Source organism: Mycobacterium sp. FW102-FHT13B02, assembly GCF_058790275.1.
The window spans coordinates 386694-402203 of sequence record NZ_JBYTCM010000003.1 but is presented as its reverse complement, the minus strand read 5'-3'; the positions used below and the strand labels follow the sequence as shown (position 1 = coordinate 402203).

14 protein-coding genes are annotated in these 15510 nt (G+C 60.1%); 11 read left to right on the top strand and 3 right to left on the bottom strand.

Going from position 1 to position 15510, the window contains the following annotated elements; all coding sequences use genetic code 11:
• Positions 1–16: 16 nt before the first annotated feature.
• Positions 17–1144, bottom strand: a complete 1128-nt coding sequence (locus tag AC3WTE_RS07600; protein WP_492436728.1) for an acyl-CoA dehydrogenase family protein — start codon at positions 1142–1144, stop codon at positions 17–19.
• Between the two features lie 159 nt (positions 1145–1303).
• Between AC3WTE_RS07600 and AC3WTE_RS07595 the strand changes: the two genes are divergently transcribed.
• The 4 genes from AC3WTE_RS07595 (at position 1304) to AC3WTE_RS07580 (ending at position 5112) form a co-directional block, all read left to right on the top strand.
• Entirely contained in the window at positions 1304–1762 is a 459-nt protein-coding gene (locus AC3WTE_RS07595) for a MaoC family dehydratase (RefSeq protein ID WP_492436727.1), read from the top strand.
• A gap of 214 nt (positions 1763–1976) precedes the next feature.
• Complete coding sequence (locus AC3WTE_RS07590) at positions 1977–2732, top strand: IclR family transcriptional regulator (RefSeq protein ID WP_492436726.1); 756 nt, start codon at positions 1977–1979, stop codon at positions 2730–2732.
• A gap of 371 nt (positions 2733–3103) precedes the next feature.
• A complete protein-coding gene (locus AC3WTE_RS07585; protein ID WP_492436725.1) occupies positions 3104–3409 on the top strand; it encodes a 2Fe-2S iron-sulfur cluster-binding protein in 306 nt (101 codons plus the stop codon).
• 119 nt (positions 3410–3528) lie between these two features.
• Entirely contained in the window at positions 3529–5112 is a 1584-nt protein-coding gene (locus AC3WTE_RS07580; protein ID WP_492436724.1) for an AMP-binding protein, read from the top strand.
• Positions 5113–5122: 10 nt separating this feature from the next.
• Here the strand turns inward: AC3WTE_RS07580 and AC3WTE_RS07575 are convergent, their stop codons facing one another.
• Positions 5123–5818, bottom strand: a complete 696-nt coding sequence (locus AC3WTE_RS07575) for a PadR family transcriptional regulator (protein ID WP_492436723.1) — start codon at positions 5816–5818, stop codon at positions 5123–5125.
• 200 nt (positions 5819–6018) lie between these two features.
• The gene (locus AC3WTE_RS07570) at positions 6019–6879 is read right to left on the bottom strand and encodes an alpha/beta fold hydrolase (RefSeq protein WP_492436722.1); all 861 of its coding nucleotides are present in this window, start codon (positions 6877–6879) and stop codon (positions 6019–6021) included.
• A gap of 264 nt (positions 6880–7143) precedes the next feature.
• On the opposite strand from AC3WTE_RS07570, the gene AC3WTE_RS07565 reads away from it, so the two are divergent.
• The 7 genes from AC3WTE_RS07565 to AC3WTE_RS07535 all read left to right on the top strand — a co-directional run bounded on the left by AC3WTE_RS07565 (position 7144) and on the right by AC3WTE_RS07535 (position 15176).
• Positions 7144–7950, top strand: a complete 807-nt coding sequence (locus AC3WTE_RS07565; protein WP_492436721.1) for an enoyl-CoA hydratase/isomerase family protein — start codon at positions 7144–7146, stop codon at positions 7948–7950.
• Between the two features lie 228 nt (positions 7951–8178).
• Positions 8179–9741 (top strand): FAD-binding protein, encoded by a 1563-nt coding sequence (locus AC3WTE_RS07560; protein WP_492436720.1) that lies wholly within the window; start codon positions 8179–8181, stop codon positions 9739–9741.
• 99 nt (positions 9742–9840) lie between these two features.
• Complete coding sequence (locus tag AC3WTE_RS07555; protein WP_492436719.1) at positions 9841–10644, top strand: 2-keto-4-pentenoate hydratase; 804 nt, start codon at positions 9841–9843, stop codon at positions 10642–10644.
• Between the two features lie 293 nt (positions 10645–10937).
• Positions 10938–12098, top strand: a complete 1161-nt coding sequence (locus AC3WTE_RS07550; protein ID WP_492436718.1) for a 3-ketosteroid-9-alpha-monooxygenase, oxygenase component — start codon at positions 10938–10940, stop codon at positions 12096–12098.
• 24 nt (positions 12099–12122) lie between these two features.
• Positions 12123–13307 carry an acyl-CoA dehydrogenase family protein gene (locus AC3WTE_RS07545; protein ID WP_492436717.1) on the top strand — a complete coding sequence of 395 codons (1185 nt, stop codon included), beginning with the start codon at positions 12123–12125 and terminating at the stop codon, positions 13305–13307.
• Positions 13308–13354: 47 nt separating this feature from the next.
• Entirely contained in the window at positions 13355–14284 is a 930-nt protein-coding gene (bphC, locus tag AC3WTE_RS07540) for a biphenyl-2,3-diol 1,2-dioxygenase (protein ID WP_492436716.1), read from the top strand.
• Between the two features lie 79 nt (positions 14285–14363).
• The gene (locus AC3WTE_RS07535) at positions 14364–15176 is read left to right on the top strand and encodes an enoyl-CoA hydratase/isomerase family protein (protein ID WP_492436715.1); all 813 of its coding nucleotides are present in this window, start codon (positions 14364–14366) and stop codon (positions 15174–15176) included.
• The last annotated feature ends 334 nt before the right edge of the window (positions 15177–15510 follow it).

Sequence of the window (15510 nt, the reverse complement as noted above, 5' to 3'; positions counted from 1 at the left end):
TGGAATCGATTGGCGATCACAGCAATTCGGCCTTTCCTCGCAGCTGTTCCCAGTGCATTGACGGGCCCCCGAACAGAACTTCGTCGGTCCGGGCCCGCCTGAGATAGAGATGGGCGGAGTCCTCCCAGGTGAAGCCGATGCCACCGTGTATTTGTAGGTTGGCGTGTGTTGCGTCGCGGAACGCTTCCGAGCACACCGCCTTCGCCATACTTGCGCGCCACTCAAGTTCGTCGGCAGCCCCACCGGGAACATCATCAGCTGCTTGCAGTGCCGCGTGCGATGCCGACCGTGACCACTCAAGGTTCACCAGCATGTCGGCGCAGCGGTGTTTGACGGCTTGGAAACTGCCGATGGCGCGACCAAACTGTTCACGGGTACGGGCGTAGTCGACGGCGATCTCGAGTACGCGTTCGTGGCTGCCCACCTGTTCTGCGGAGAGCACGGCCATTGCGCGGTGTACCGCTCTAGCGATCCCGGCGGCCGCGGGTTGACGGCCTGTCAGTCGTCTGGCGGGGCTGGCGGCGAAAGTAACGGTGGCCATCGGCCGGGTGCAGTCGAGCACCCGCTCGGGCGTACGGGTAACGCCCTCAGCGTCAGCGTCGAGAACAAAGAAGGCCGGCTCGTTGCCGTTGTCGGGAAGAGCGACGACGACCAGTATGTCCGCGCTGAGAGCGCCGAGCACGTGTCGCGCTGTGCCATTCAATGTCCAGTCATTACCGACGCGAGTGGCAGTAGTGAGCGCGGTACCGAGCGACCAAGGTCCGCCATCGAGCCCGAGAATCGCCGCAGCCGTTCGCTCACCAGTGGCGAGCGAAGCGAAGGCCTCATCGGCTAAGTCTGCGGTTTCGACCAGGAGGCCGGTGGCGAGAACCGCGGAAGACAGAAATGGGACTGGCGCGAGCGCACGCCCGAGTTCGTGGGCGACTACACCGAGTGCGACCGTGCCGTAGCCGGCGCCGCCGTGATCCTGCGGGATCGCAATTGCCGCCACACCGACCTTCCGGGTGAGGACTTTCCACAGTTCGGTGTCTGTGCCGTCGCCTTCATACGCGGCGGCGCGGACTCGCTCTTCGGTGGCCAGCTGGTCGCAGACTGCGCGGACCGAATCGCCGAGCAGCGCCGTTTCATCGGCAGTGAGCTGCATCTGGTTCTCCTTCTATGCCGCAGGCGCTTGTCAGGTGGCCCCTACTACAGATAAATATATAACTGTATTGGACGGAGTCCATCGCAATCCCGATGGCTGGAACAGCAACAACGCTGGTTATATAGTTATATAGATAACTATATAAAAGAAGGAGATGACATGAAGGTGATCACGTGCATCGATGAAGCTGTGGCTGCGGTTGGTCAGCTGCTCGGCGTAGGTGAGTGGAAGGTCATCGATCAACATCGAATCGATTCGTTTGCCGACATCACTGAGGATCGCCAGTGGATCCACGTCGATACGGTCAGGGCTGCCACCGAGAGCCCATACCACGCCACTGTCGCGCACGGTTTCTTAACGCTGGCGCTACTGCCGAAGCTCAGCAAGGACACTTTCAGGGTGACCGGTGCGCGCATGGGAATTAACTACGGGCTCAACAGAGTTCGATTCCTTTCGCCCGTCAGAGCTGGGGATCGGATCCGGGTTAGCTCGGAACTCCTCGGTGCAGACCGGGTAGGCGACCGTGCCGTCAACCTGACCGTGCGGCATACCGTCGAAGTCGAGGGATCTGAGGTGCCCGCAGTGGTTGCCGACTTGATTGCGCGCTATGTCTTCTGAGGCTGTCGCAGCTGGGTGCGTCGAACACGTTCATATACCTGCTAGGTAGGTAGCAAATGAGGGTGGAGGCGAGCTTGGGAGATTAAATGCGCTGGTGCGCTGCGTATCTATCATTTCAACGGGCATTAAAGACCCTATTGCGATATGCCCAGTAGTAACGTACTGTTCGTGTGATGCAGGACCGAGGTTCGGTCACCGTAGGGCGGAGGCGATGATGACCACGCAGCTGGAGAACGGTTCACCTGCGGCCGGAATCGACCGGGCAGACCTGATCCTGAATGCCTTCGACGGCCCGGGGAAACTCACGCTGTCCCAGATCGCTCGCCGAACCGGAGTTCCGCGCTCCTCGGCGCACAGGATGCTGGAGAGGCTTGTTCAACTAAGGTGGGTGCGGCGCAACGGCGTTCACTATCAGCTCGGATTGCGGCTATTTGAATTGGGAACCCTTGCAGTTCAACAGGATCAGCTCCACAGTGCCGCACTTCCCTACCTGCGCGAGCTGAACAGACTGACCGGCCTCACGGTCCACCTTGCGGTTTTGGATCGCTCGGACGTCGTCTATCTGGAGAAACTCGACGGAAAATTCAGTATTGATGTCGATACCCGTGTCGGTGGACGCAGGTCCGCGCAACCAACGAGTCTCGGAAAGGTGTTGCTGGCCAACGCTGTTCGTGTTACGCCAAACTTCCTCTCCACTCCGGAGGTATCGGCGCCACGCGCCGAAGGGATCCGAATCAGGCAGGAATATGCTGCGATTCGACTCCGTGGAGTTGCCTACGACCGGGAAGAAGCGATGCGCGGTCTCGGATGCTTGGGAGCGCCCGTCGGGGCAAAGGGCGACGTTGTCGCCGCGGTGTCCCTGTGCGGTCGGATCGGCAGTCTTTCGGCGGATGCGAAGACTGTTGCCCTGCTGCGGCACACCGGTGCGCAAATCTACGGCCGGCTGGGACGCGATCGGGTTGCGATGTAGTGGCGCGACCGCGGGGCTGCGGCAGACCGCAGCCGTGACTTTGAGTTGGCGGCCCGGATTACCACTTGTCGTTGATGGGGTAGAAAACCGTGCAGGAAATTACGTGCCAGAATTGTGACAACACTGTGTTCGTGGAGCGCAATACTGAGCATCAGATATGTGTGCAATGGGTCGGTGCAGCCGATGTGTTGTGCCGTGAGTTCGCGCAACAGGCCGAGCGGGGTGAGGGGCGCTCGGGCTTTGAACGATGTTCTGCGCTGAGGGCGGCGATCCAGTCGAGCATTCTGCATGGTGCTGTCGCCATATCTAGTCGGCCGCTGTTCGCCGAGTTTCCTCGGTCTCAGTACCGGGCGTGAGTGGCCATTTGAATTATGGAGAGGCAAGCACCAATGGGTGATGCGTTATGTGAAGTTACTGCTCGCATCGATGGTCGCGAACACTCGGCCCGGTGGTTCGATGGCCAATCGTTGCTGGATGTACTGCTGAACAACGGAGTTGACGTTCCGTTCTCGTGCACGGAGGGGCACTGCGGCGCGTGCGTCTGTCGGGTGATGCAGGGGAGCGTGTCGATGCTCAACTGTCAGGCTTTGTCATCCGATGATGTCGCAGAGGGCTACGTACTGGCATGCCAGGCACTGCCGTCTGTCGATCGGGTGTACGTGTCCTACGACGATTAGCCGTAACTCGAACATGTACAGGACACCTGAGTGAATCTTGATGGGCTGGCCTGCGGGCCCTGGGTCCGTCTCGCAGTGGGGCGAGGAGTTCGGACCAGACAGGTAGAGGAGTGAGAGACGTGTTAGTGGCGACTAGGCCCAGCGATATCGACTACGGCGCCATGGGCTTATGGGAAAACCGGACCCTGAGCACGTTCCTCGACGAGGCCAGCCGGGAGGCAGGGGAGAGCCCCGCAGTCTGCGGCGACGGAAAAGACGTCAGTTATGGCGAACTACGGCGGAGAGTCGCGACATTGGCTGCCGCGATCACTCAGCGGTGGGTCACGCGTCACGATGTGGTGACGGTGTTTTTGCCAAACTGGCCGGAGGCGGTGGCGGCGATCCACGCGGTCAACTGGTCAGGTTGCGTCGTGAGCCCGGTTGTGACGACCTATCGGCGTGCTGAACTCTCATTCATTCTGACTGAATCAGGGTCCCGGGTGATCTTCATCCCGCACGTGTTCCGGGGATTCGACTATGTCGCCTTGCTTTTCGAGATTCTACCGGACCTGGCTGATCCTCCAGTTGTCATCGTTGTGAGGCCCCAAGGTCCCCTGCCCGACGGCTTCTATACCTTTGATGAGCTGATGGGCGGGCAGCTGAAAATGGAGCCTGTTGGTGACGCTGCGGACATCTGTCTGTTGCTGTACACCTCGGGTACCACATCTCAGCCCAAGGGCGTCTTGCACAGTCATCAGACGATCGTCTGGGAGATGCGCTCGGTCATCCGCGAACTGCAGCTCGGTGCCGCAGATAGCACATTCATGGCATCACCGATCGGGCACCTGACCGGCATTGTGTACGGCGTCTACTTGCCGACGCTGCTGCGGCAAAGCACAACGCTTCTTGACGTGTGGCGGGCCGAGGCAGCGGTGGAGTGCATCGAACGTCACGACTGCAAGGTAAGCCTTGGAGCGACGCCATTCTTGCGAGGATTGACCAGCGAGTATGAGCGGCGCGGTGAAGTTAGCAGTCTGCGGGTCTTTATCTGTGGGGGCGCTGATGTGCCTGCCGACCTGGTGGTCCGTAGTTCCCAGGTTCTGGACTGCCTGGTGACCCGAACCTACGGACTCAGCGAAATGCCCACGTACAGTATGTCCGGCGCTGAGGCCAGCGTCGAGCAGCGAGCCCACACCGACGGTCGGCCGGTGTCGCCGGCCGAAGGCTACGTGCTCAACGGTCAGGGCGGGATCGGTGAGCTGGTCGTGCGGGGGCCCGAACTCTTCCTCGGGTATCTCGATCCTGCGCTCAATGCTGCTGCGTTCACGAGCGACGGCTTCTTTCGGACTGGAGACTTAGTCGATCTTGATGCTTCGGGTGCGCTCACAGTTCGGGGGCGAATGAAGGACATCATCATCCGTGGCGGCGAGAACATCAGTGCCCTGGAGGTTGAGAAGCACCTACACGAGCATCCTCAGGTACTCGATGCCGCCGTCGTGGGCTATCCCGATCCGGTAATGGGCGAGCGCGTCGCGGCGTTTCTCATAGTCGCCGCCGGAGCATCTGGCCCGTTGTTAGATGTCGGTACCTATCTGCAGGCACGCGGTCTGGCTGCGCACAAGCGACCGGAACAAGTTCACATCGTGACGGACTTGCCGCGCACCGCGAGTGGAAAAGTACAAAAGCAGCTGCTTCGCAGCCAGTTACGGGACGCCCCGGCGTAATCGCGAAGCGCTAGTTGGTGGGGCGACTGGTATTGGGCGGAGGATCGGCTGGGCCGTCGCCCCTTCCGGGGAACGGCGCGGCTTCGAACCACTCGGGCGCGGTGTCGGTCTCGACGAACCGCTCGGCCGCGAGTTCGAGGTCCTTGAGCAACTCGATCGCCAAAGTGCGCTCCGCTGCGTAGTACCGCTCGGCCCACCTCAAGGCGATCCATACGTAGGCGAAGTACGGGTCAGAACTGGCAAAACGTGCATAGTGAGCTGCTTGTTCGGACTGCATTTCGGAGCGTTCGATGTGTTCCATCAGGATGGACTTCAAGTTCCCTGACTCATTGAGATGACCGAGCATCACTCTCATCAGCATCGGATGCTTGAGCACCGGTCTGTCGACCGGAGAATTGCGGCACCAATCGGCTAGCGCCTGCTTACCGTCGGCGGTGATCCAATACAGGCGCTTATTTCTCGCATTTTCTTCAGAATCGGCTTCACGCGAAGTTACTAGGCCCATCTCTTCAAGCTTCTTCAGCTCGGAATAAATTTGACTGAAAGATGGGCTGATGTAGAAAAATCCGGGTCCGAAGTCGGACCACTTCTTCACTTGATAGCCGGATAAGCCATTGCTGAAGGACACGATTCCAAGCACCGTCCAACCATTCGTTGACAACGGCAAGAAGTCGCCGCGATCGTCTGGGCTTTGCTTGTCAGTCATTAGGGTATCCTACACTATGGATTAGATAATGGTGCTGCGCGGTAATGGCGTCGCGGTCGTGTAAACCAAGAAATCCCGGTCCGATGGCCGTCATCAGAAATTGCGATCTGCGGTAGTCTGCCGCGTGGTGAAATCATTCCGCATTTGTTGAATGTCGGCCGTTTTCGATCCGGCTCATCCTGCTCTGAAGATGTGCCAGATCAGTATGCTCGAGAAAGAAATTCCATGACTATGCGCTCAAAATCGTGTTTGCGTTCGATCTGTGCCCAATGGCCGCATTCAGAGAAGATGTGGAGCTCGGCGTTCGGCAACTGGCGATAGGGGAAGAGGCCACCTTCGAGCGGCAGCATTCGATCATCGCGTCCCCAGACGATGAGCGTGGATTGCCAAATGTCTTTAGCTCGTGCCCATAGCGCGGGTGTCGTGTTCAGGGACGGGTTCCCAAAGGTCGCAAATATCTCGGCTGTTGTTGCGACAACGCCTGGCTTCAGCGCATTGGCCATCCGTTCGTCGATCAACGTCTCGGTAATGAGCGCCGGATTGCTGACCATCGTCTCCACCCATGCGATCATTCGATCGCGGCGCGGATCGGCGAGAAACTCGAAGAGGCGTCGCGCGCCTTCGCTGACCTGTGGGGAAAGCGTATTGACAGCCAGTCCTCCCGGACCCATCAGGACAAGGCGCCGAACTCGATCGGGATGTGCGAGTGCCAATTCGGCAGCGACATTTCCGCCCATTGAATTGCCGATGACATCAATTTGGTCAATCTGTAGTGCGTCGAGGAACGATCGCACGGCGTCCGCGGCCACTTGCGAATAGACCTTCTGCCACGGGACGGGTGGGCTCGCGCCAAATCCGGGCATGTCGAGACACAACGTGCGAAATCTCTCGGCGAAAACCGGGATGTTCTTGGAGAAGTTGGACCATCCGCTAACTCCGGGTCCTGAACCGTGTAGCAGTAAGACTTCCGGCCCGACGCCGGCATCGTGATAGTGCAGGCGATATTCGCCATTGATTTCGCGGCTGGTCTGTTCGTAGCTGAGTGCCTCCGGTGCCAACAATGCGTACTCCTCTGCAAACGCGATGGATGTGACTTCAGACGGATGGTCCTATTCGTTCAAGTTACTCAAGTCTGCGTCGGTCGGAATATGTCTCCCGCTCGCCGGGAAACAAGTCTCATTGAGGTGTTGGCGGCCTAGCATTACCAGATACCACCGCACTTGTCGCTGATGTCGGTGGCTTTATGCGGCCGTCGTTCCCGAGAGGCGTACGGAGGCGGCGAAGTTCTGGATTCGCACGAACAACGATCACGTGAGGGAGCTGACGTGTCAATTGCGTCTGACAATGACGCCGTCCTGCTCGACATCAACGCCGACGGGATAGCAACTGTCACGCTGAACCGGCCTGAGTCGGCCAACGCGATGGATTTGGTGCTACTGACGGCCCTCCACCGCGCCTTGCTGAAGTGTCGCGTAGAGCCCACCGTCCGGGTCGTCGTGCTCACCGGAGCGGGCCGGCATTTCTGCAGTGGAGGCGATATCCGGGATTTCCTCGCGCATGCGGATGACCTGCCCGCTCACATCAAAGAAGTGTCGAGTTGGTTGCAGGCCGTGACCGCCGCGATCCTGGCTCTCGATGTTCCGGTTATAGCGTCAGTCCAAGGTTTCGCGGCAGGCGGCGGCGGCCTCGGTCTGCTGGGCAGTGCGGACTTCGTCATCGCTGCTGATTCCGCACGATTCATGTCGGGCGCGGTTCGGGTCGGAATGGTGCCCGATGGTGGCCTGACCGCAATGCTCACGCATCTGGTCGGCTTCCGGAAGGCTATGGAAATAGTCCTGCTCAATCCGACGCTGGATGCCGACGAGGCATTGCGGATCGGGCTGATTACGCGGGTAGTTCCCGACGCCGATCTCGCCGATGAGGTACGCGCTGTCGCATCGACGTTGGCGAGTTCGGCGCCACTGGCGGTGTCCGAGGGTAAGCGATTGCTTTGGAATGGATTGGTTTCGACCGTGGCTGCCGCGCTGTCGGAGGAAGGCCGATCGGTTGTGCGACTGGCAGGTACAGCGGATTGCGTCGAAGGGCTGACCGCGGTCGATCACGCACGCCCGGCCTCATTCATCGGGCGCTGAATGTCGGCCTACTTCGTCCCGCGGACGCGGTCACCGCGAATTTCCGTAACCGCTCAGCGGAAGCGATCTAGCAATCTGACAACGTACATATCACAGTCGATATGAGGTCCTACAGCGGAGCTATTGACCTATTTCCGATCGACTACGGCGACTGGTTCAGTCGCCAATTTTCGCGATTAATAGTTCGCATCAAACTCGATCAATCGGCTGAAAGTGAGTAGTTGGGCGATGAGCGTTGGTACTGGGAGAAATTTGGCGTCGACGTCCGAATTCGACTTCATCGTCGTCGGATCCGGTGCAGGCGGTCTCACCGGCGCACTAGCGGCCGCCGAGCGAGGCCTGCGAACGTTGGTCTTGGAAAAGGCGGAGGTTCTCGGCGGGATGACCGCTTACGCCGGTGGTTGTATGTGGCTGCCCGGAAATCGGGTCACCGCGGCCGCCAACCCGGCTGATTCCGCAGAAAGTGGGTTCACCTATCTGCACGGCTTGGCCGGGGACACTTCGCCGGTGGAGATGCAGCACGCCTATGTTGACACAGCAGGCCAACTTGTCGAGTTCTTGATGGGTGAACCTGACCTGCAATTCGAGTACCAGCCGTTTCCCGAATACTTCGAGGCCGAAGGCCGCGTCCGTGCGGGCCGCGGCATCTTCGCGGCCTCACTGCCGCTGGCCATGGCGACAGAGGTTGCAGCGAGTATCAGACCTCCCGTGCCCCAGGATCGGTTAGGGCTGGAGTCGGACCGCACGGAACTCGTTGGCGGACAGGCATTGATCGCCAGGCTGCTGTTGGCCTTGCGGCGTCGCGCAAACGTGGTGGTCCAGACAAGTTCGCGCCTCACCGACTTGATTCTCGACGACGGCCGCGTCCTCGGAGTGGAGGCGCTGGTTGATGGGCGGCGCGAGCAGTACCGCGCAGTGCGCGGAGTCCTCCTCAGTGCCGGTGGTTTCGAGGCGAATCAGGAGTTGCGCAGCCGGTGGCAGGGTAACCGCGAAGTGCGTTGGACTGGGGCGCCGCCGACCCACACAGGAGATGCGATCATTGCTGGGCTCAAAGCGGGCGGGGTCACTGCTCGGATGCACGAGGCGTGGTGGGCGCCAATGTTGGCTCGTCCCGGCGACAGCTCTTCGTTCCTGGTCGGCCTCCAGGGCGGGATCTTTGTAAACGGCACGGGGCGGCGGTTCGGCAACGAGTCTCTGCCCTACGGGAGATTGGGCCAATTGATATTGGACCTTGAGGCGCTCGGTGAGCCTGCACTGCCGATATGGTGGGTGTTCGATGATCGATTTGAAACGGTGCCGTGCGCCGTGGTCGATCCGATCGACGTCACCGAATTCCGCAAAGCTGGTCTGTGGCATACCGATCCGACGCTGGAAGGCTTGGCTCAACGCATCGGACTGCCGTCGTCCGCTTTGACGGAGACGGTTGGCCGGTTCAACTCGTTTACCGAGAGCGGGGTCGACGACGATTTCGCCAGGGGTGACGACGAGTTCGACCAATTTTTTGCCTTGCCGGGCGCCGGACCAAATCCATGTCTGATTCCCATCGACAAGGCTCCGTTTCACGCCGTCCAGATCGGACTTGGCGACATCGGTACCAAGGGCGGGTTGGTGACCAACACCGATGGGCAGGTCCTCGACCGTGATGATCATCCGATCCGGGGTCTGTACGCATCTGGTAACACGACTGCGTCTGCCACTGGTCATGTCTACGTCGGCCCGGGCGCCCCGATCGGGACATCCATGGTGTTCGCGTACCGGTCGGCGCGACATGCCGCCGGGCCGGCGACTTAGGAAATGGCCGATCGGTCAGTGCACTGCATATGGCCTGACGGTCACTGTCGGACATAACCTCCCGACCCTCCGGCCGGGAGCGAAATGCAGCGGGGAGCAATGAACGAAGACGAACAACGGCAATGCGCCGAAGGCCTGTTGCTTGCACGAAGCCGTTGCGTGCCAGTCGATCCCGTTATCGCCACGTACTCAGACGCTTCCATCGCGGACGCATACGCAATTCAGACGATGCAGGTCGCAAGCTGGGTAGCCGAAGGTCAGGCGGTCATCGGCCACAAGATGGGGCTCAGCTCGCCCGCTGCGCAGGCCCAGAACTGTATCGATCGACCGGACGTCGGCCACTTGCTCACGGACATGTTCCATCCGGAGAATCACCCGATCTCGATCGATCGGTACATCTCGCCCCGAATCCAGCCCGAAGTAGCCTTCGTGCTTGGACGGCCGCTTGCTGGACCTGGGGTCACCGTTGCTCATGTGCTCCGGGCAGTCGACTTCGTGGTGCCGGCTTTGGAGATCGTTGACTCCCGCTTCAAGCCGTGGGACCTGACAATCGTCGACGCCATTGCCGACAATGCCTCGTCGGGCGGAGTGATCTTGGGGGGCAAGCCCTCTCTGTTACGCGAGATCGAACTCGACCGGTCGGTCGTTCAGTTGTCGCTCAACGGCGAATCAACTGTGTCGGGACTCTGTGGCGCGGTTCTCGGCTCGCCCATCAATGCCCTGGTGTGGTTGGCGAACATGCTGGGACAACGCGGGATGGTGTTGGAGGAGGGCCACGTGGTGCTGCCCGGCTCACCGACGAAGGCCTCTTGTCTGTTGCCCGGTGACGTTGTCGAAGCAACGTTTGGCGGTATGGGTTCGGTGCGATGCCGGGTAGCAACATCCGATTCGGTCGGCTGGTAGCCGCACGGTTCAGCAACCGTATCCTGCCGTGCCCATTCGTGGCTGTCGCGAAGTCGCGCGAGGTGTGATGTATTGCACCCGTGGTGAATTGACGATAACTGACGTCGCCGTCGAAGTCTCAGACGGCTATCGAACGTATGGGCCGTGGGTCGACTGAGCGCTCAAGTAAAAGCCGGCAGAACATGGTCTCCCGCTAACCGGAATATCTCTGGATTGAGATATCTGTCACGCGCACCATCAATAGTAGTCGTACTCCCCGCAATTGCGGTCGTTCCAAGGAAATGGAGATATGCATGAACGCCTGTCCTGAATCGGGTGCTTCCGACGTCCGAACGATCGACGGTGGCGAGGAAATTCGCCGGTTTGCCCGTGGCTGGCACTGCCTTGGGCTCGAGAGAACATTTCGAGATGGAAAGCCGCACCAAATAGACGCATTCGGGACGTCCCTGGTGGTTTTTGAGTCAAGCGACGGCCGGCTCAATGTCTTAGATGCATATTGTCGGCATATGGGGGGAAACCTCGCACAGGGCGCCATTAGAGAGAACGCCGTCTCCTGCCCCTTCCACGGCTGGCGCTGGGGTGCAACTGGGGCTTGCGTCGAGATTCCATACTCGCGCCGGGTGCCGAGGGTTGCCCGGACTCAGTCGTGGACAACTCTGGAACGTAACGGCCATCTCTACGTCTGGAACGATCCTCAGCGCAGACCACCACCAGACGACGTGACCATCCCGCATCTCGACGGATACGGGTCCGGTGAATGGACGGACTGGAGTTGGAACTCGTTGCTGGTGGAAGGTACCAACTGCCGTGAGGTCATCGACAATGTTGTTGATATGGCGCACTTTTACTACGTACATCTGGTGAAGCCGACATCGTTCCGAAATGTGTTCGACCGGCATATCGCATCGCAGTACATGTCCGCGACCGGGCGCCCCGACATCGACCTGGAGACCAACTACGGACAAGAAGGCCTGCTGATGAACTCCTGGGCTACCTACTACGGTCCTTCGTTCATGGTGAACGGGCAGACCTTGTCAGCTGGGGGTGTGTCATCCGAGGGGCTGTTGATCAACTGCCACTACCCGGTCACCGAGAACTCCTTTGTACTGCAATGGGGAGCCATCGTGAAGAAGGCACCCGAGATGTCCGATGAGGCTGCTGAAGAACTCGCCAGCACATTTGCAGACAGCCTCGGCGCAGCTTTTCTCCAGGATGTCGAGGTATGGAAGAACAAGACGCGCGTCGATAATCCACTACTTTGCGACGAAGACGGCCCGTTGTATCAACTACGTCGGTGGTATGAGCAGTTCTACGTCGATGTCGAAGACGTTAAACCGGAGATGGTCGCGAGATTCGAATTCGAGGTCGATACTTCCGGCGCTCAAGAGCGGTGGGATGAGGACATCAATCGCAACATATTGGCCTTCAATAATTTGGCCGCACAGCAATCTTAGATGCAACCTGAGGAGAAGCTAGCTATGTCAAATTCAGTTCTCGAGAAGCTAATGGCCAGCGCCGATCAGATTCGACTGGACGCGGTCGAAGAGGAACGACTGGGCATGCTGACCACCGACACGGCGGCTGCCATCCGCGATGCCGGCATGATCAAGATGCTGCAGCCGAAGCGCTACGGCGGCCGTGAGGCCGTACCGCGCGAGTTCGCTGAAACAGTAATGGGTCTGGCGGCCCTGGATCCGGCTGCCGGCTGGGTCAGCGGTGTGGTCGGAGTGCACCCGTGGCAGCTGGGCTTCGCCGATCCGCGAGTGCAGCAGGAGATTTGGGGTGAGGATGACGACACGTGGATGGCTTCACCGTATGCACCGCAGGGCATCGCTGTCCCGACGGCCGATGGCGGCTACCGATTCAGTGGGCGGTGGCAGTTCTCGTCGGGTACCGACTTCTGCCGGTGGATCATCTTGGGGGCAATGCTCGGCGGCGATGACGGAAAGGCATTGCTTCCGCCGACCATGCTGCACGTCATTCTGCCGCGCAGCGACTATGAGATCATCGCCGACTCGTGGGATGTGCTCGGCCTGAGGGGAACTGGCTCCAAAGACATCGTCGTCAACGATGTATATGTCCCCGGTTACCGTGTGATGAACGGTGACCAGGTGCTTAGTGGGCAAGCCCAGATTGATGCCGGGTGTGAGAATACTCTGTACCGGCTGCCCTGGTCGCACGTATTTCCCCTGGGCATCACCTCGGCCATCATTGGGATGGCCGAGGGTGCGCTGGTCGCTCACTTGGACTACCAGCGGTCCCGCTCAGACTCGATGGGGTCGGCCGTGCGCGAGGACGCCAACCTGTTGTTCGCGATCGGCGAGGCGTCAGCGGACATCGACGCTGCCCGACAGGCACTGCTCTCCAACGCCGATCGGATGTGGGAGATCGTTGCGTCCGGCGGCACCCCGACCTTCTACGACAGAGCGGTCGGCCGCGCAATCCAGGTGCGAGCGGCTTGGCGTGCGGCGTCCGCGGTCGACACCCTCTTCGCGCGAGCGGGAGGCAATGCAATTCGCAATCATGGCACATTACAACGTTATTGGCGCGACATTCATGCCGGACTCAACCATGTGATCCATGTACCCAGCAATGTCTACCAAGCCACTTCGATGGCGCAACTCGGGATCGACCCGCCGCCGAAGCTGAAATTCATGATCTAGCGAGGTCGAATCCTCCTCAGCCACCAGACCTCCAAAGGACACCCGACATGACAAACTGTAACCCGAGATTCAATTCCCTTGGCTACGTGCGTATTCAGACGAGCGACATCGCCAGATGGCGCACCTTCGCCTTTGACGTGCTCGGGTTCGCGGAGGGCAGCGGTCCCGACCCGGATGCGTTGTATCTGCGGATGGACGAGCACCACGCTCGCCTCGTCGTCGTGCCCGGCGAGATTGATCAGGTGCTGGCGGTCGGCTGGCAAGTGCGGGACCACGCCGCGTTGCTCGACGTCGTCGAAGCAGTCGAGAAGGCGGGCTTCGAGGTGCACGCCCATACTGCGGACGAAGCGGATGGCCGCCGTGTCGAGGAATTGGTGTCGTTCGCAGATCCGTCAGGCACCGTGTTGGAGGTATTCCACGGCCCGTTGCTCGACCATACGCCCACGGTGACTCCATACGGATCTCGATTCGTCACCGGGCCACAGGGATTGGGGCACGTGGTGCTGCCGGTCGACGATCTGCGGGAGAGTTTCGACTACTACACAACCGTCCTGGGATTCCTGCCTCGGGGGGCATTTCGGCTGCCCCTGCCGTTGGGCGTGCCAGCGCAGCGCGTCAGGTTTCTGGGCGTGAACCAACGCCACCACAGTCTGGCCTTGTGTCCGACACCGGCTTTCGGCGCACCGGGGCTGGTCCACATCATGGTGGAGGTCGACACCCTTGATGCGGTGGGCCAGGCGCTCGATCGGGTCGCTAAGAGCGGCTTTTCAGTGTCATCCACCTTGGGTAGGCACACCAACGACAAGATGGTGTCGTTCTACGTGCGAGCGCCCGGTGGCTGGGATATTGAGTTCGGTACTCAAGGGTGGCAGGTCGACAACGACTACTACTGCGCCGAGGAGATCTCTGCGGACAGCTACTGGGGCCACGATTGGTCGGGTAGCGAGCCGCTGGCCACGCTGCGAGCTCTGCCGTGACCGTGCCCGGTGTCCCAACACTTACGGACCAACCGGTCCCGCATTCCGTTTACCTACCCTCCGCCAAAGAGAGAGATCGATGACTACCGTCCCTGACATTGCCACCCTTGCTGGATATGAGGAATTTGCACCGTGGTTGCTCGTGGAGAAGATTGGTGCGGTGCACGTTGTGCGCATCAATCGGCCCGAGGCTTTCAACGCGATCAACGAACCACTCCACCATGCGTTGTCGCTGATCTGGCGGCAACTCGGTGCTGACGAAGATGTACGCGCGGTGGTGATTACGGGGACCGGGAAGGCATTCTCGGCCGGCGGAGACATGGCGATGTTCCGCCGGTTGATCGATGATCCGTCGGCGCGTCGCGCGCAGTTTGCCGAGGCACGCACACTGTTTCTGGAAGTCATCAATTTCGCAAAGCCGCTGATCTCGGCAGTCAATGGCCCCGCAGTCGGATTGGGTTGTTCGGTTGCCCTACTCAGCGACCTGTTGGTAATGGGGGAGAGCAGCTACTTGGCTGATCCTCATGTCGCCGTAGGGTTAACCGCCGGCGATGGCGGGGCGGCGATGCTTCCGCTACTGATCGGCATGATGAAGGCGAAAGAGTATGTCCTGCTGGGTGATCGGATCACGGCACCGATCGCAGACAAGCTGAACTTGGTGACCCGAGTCGTGGAGGACCATCTTGTGCTGGATGGGGCTCTCGGTCTGGCGGAGCGGTTGGCACAACTTCCGTCGCAGGCGGTATGCACATCGAAGGCGGCGATGAACATGCATCTGAGCCGGGCTGCGCTCGGCGTACTTGAATACGCACTGGCCGAAGAATTTACGTCCTTCGGCACCCCCGAGTTCAGCGAGACCGTGGCGGCGTTCCAGGCGCGAGCCACTGGGTAGTGGGCCGCTACTTGCCTGACTTCGCCTGGTCGGTGGCGAAGATCGGGCACAAGAATGCGCTGATATATCGAACTACCTTGTTCTGCAAAAAGCGTCGCGGCTCAGCTTGAGGCTGCCGTGGCCTAGCACATCTAAGAAATTTGCGCGGAGAAAACCGGCAATTACTCCCGCTGAGCGGATAGTCACTATGAACCCGCTGGTCCTGATCCTACTGTCGACGTCATTACCGCTACTTACTGAGATGGCAGTGACGTCAACCGCCGCAAGTCGGCGGTAGGCACCCGCCCTAGCCATGGCCTGTGCCGTAATTCTGCTCTGAGCAAGGAGATTCATG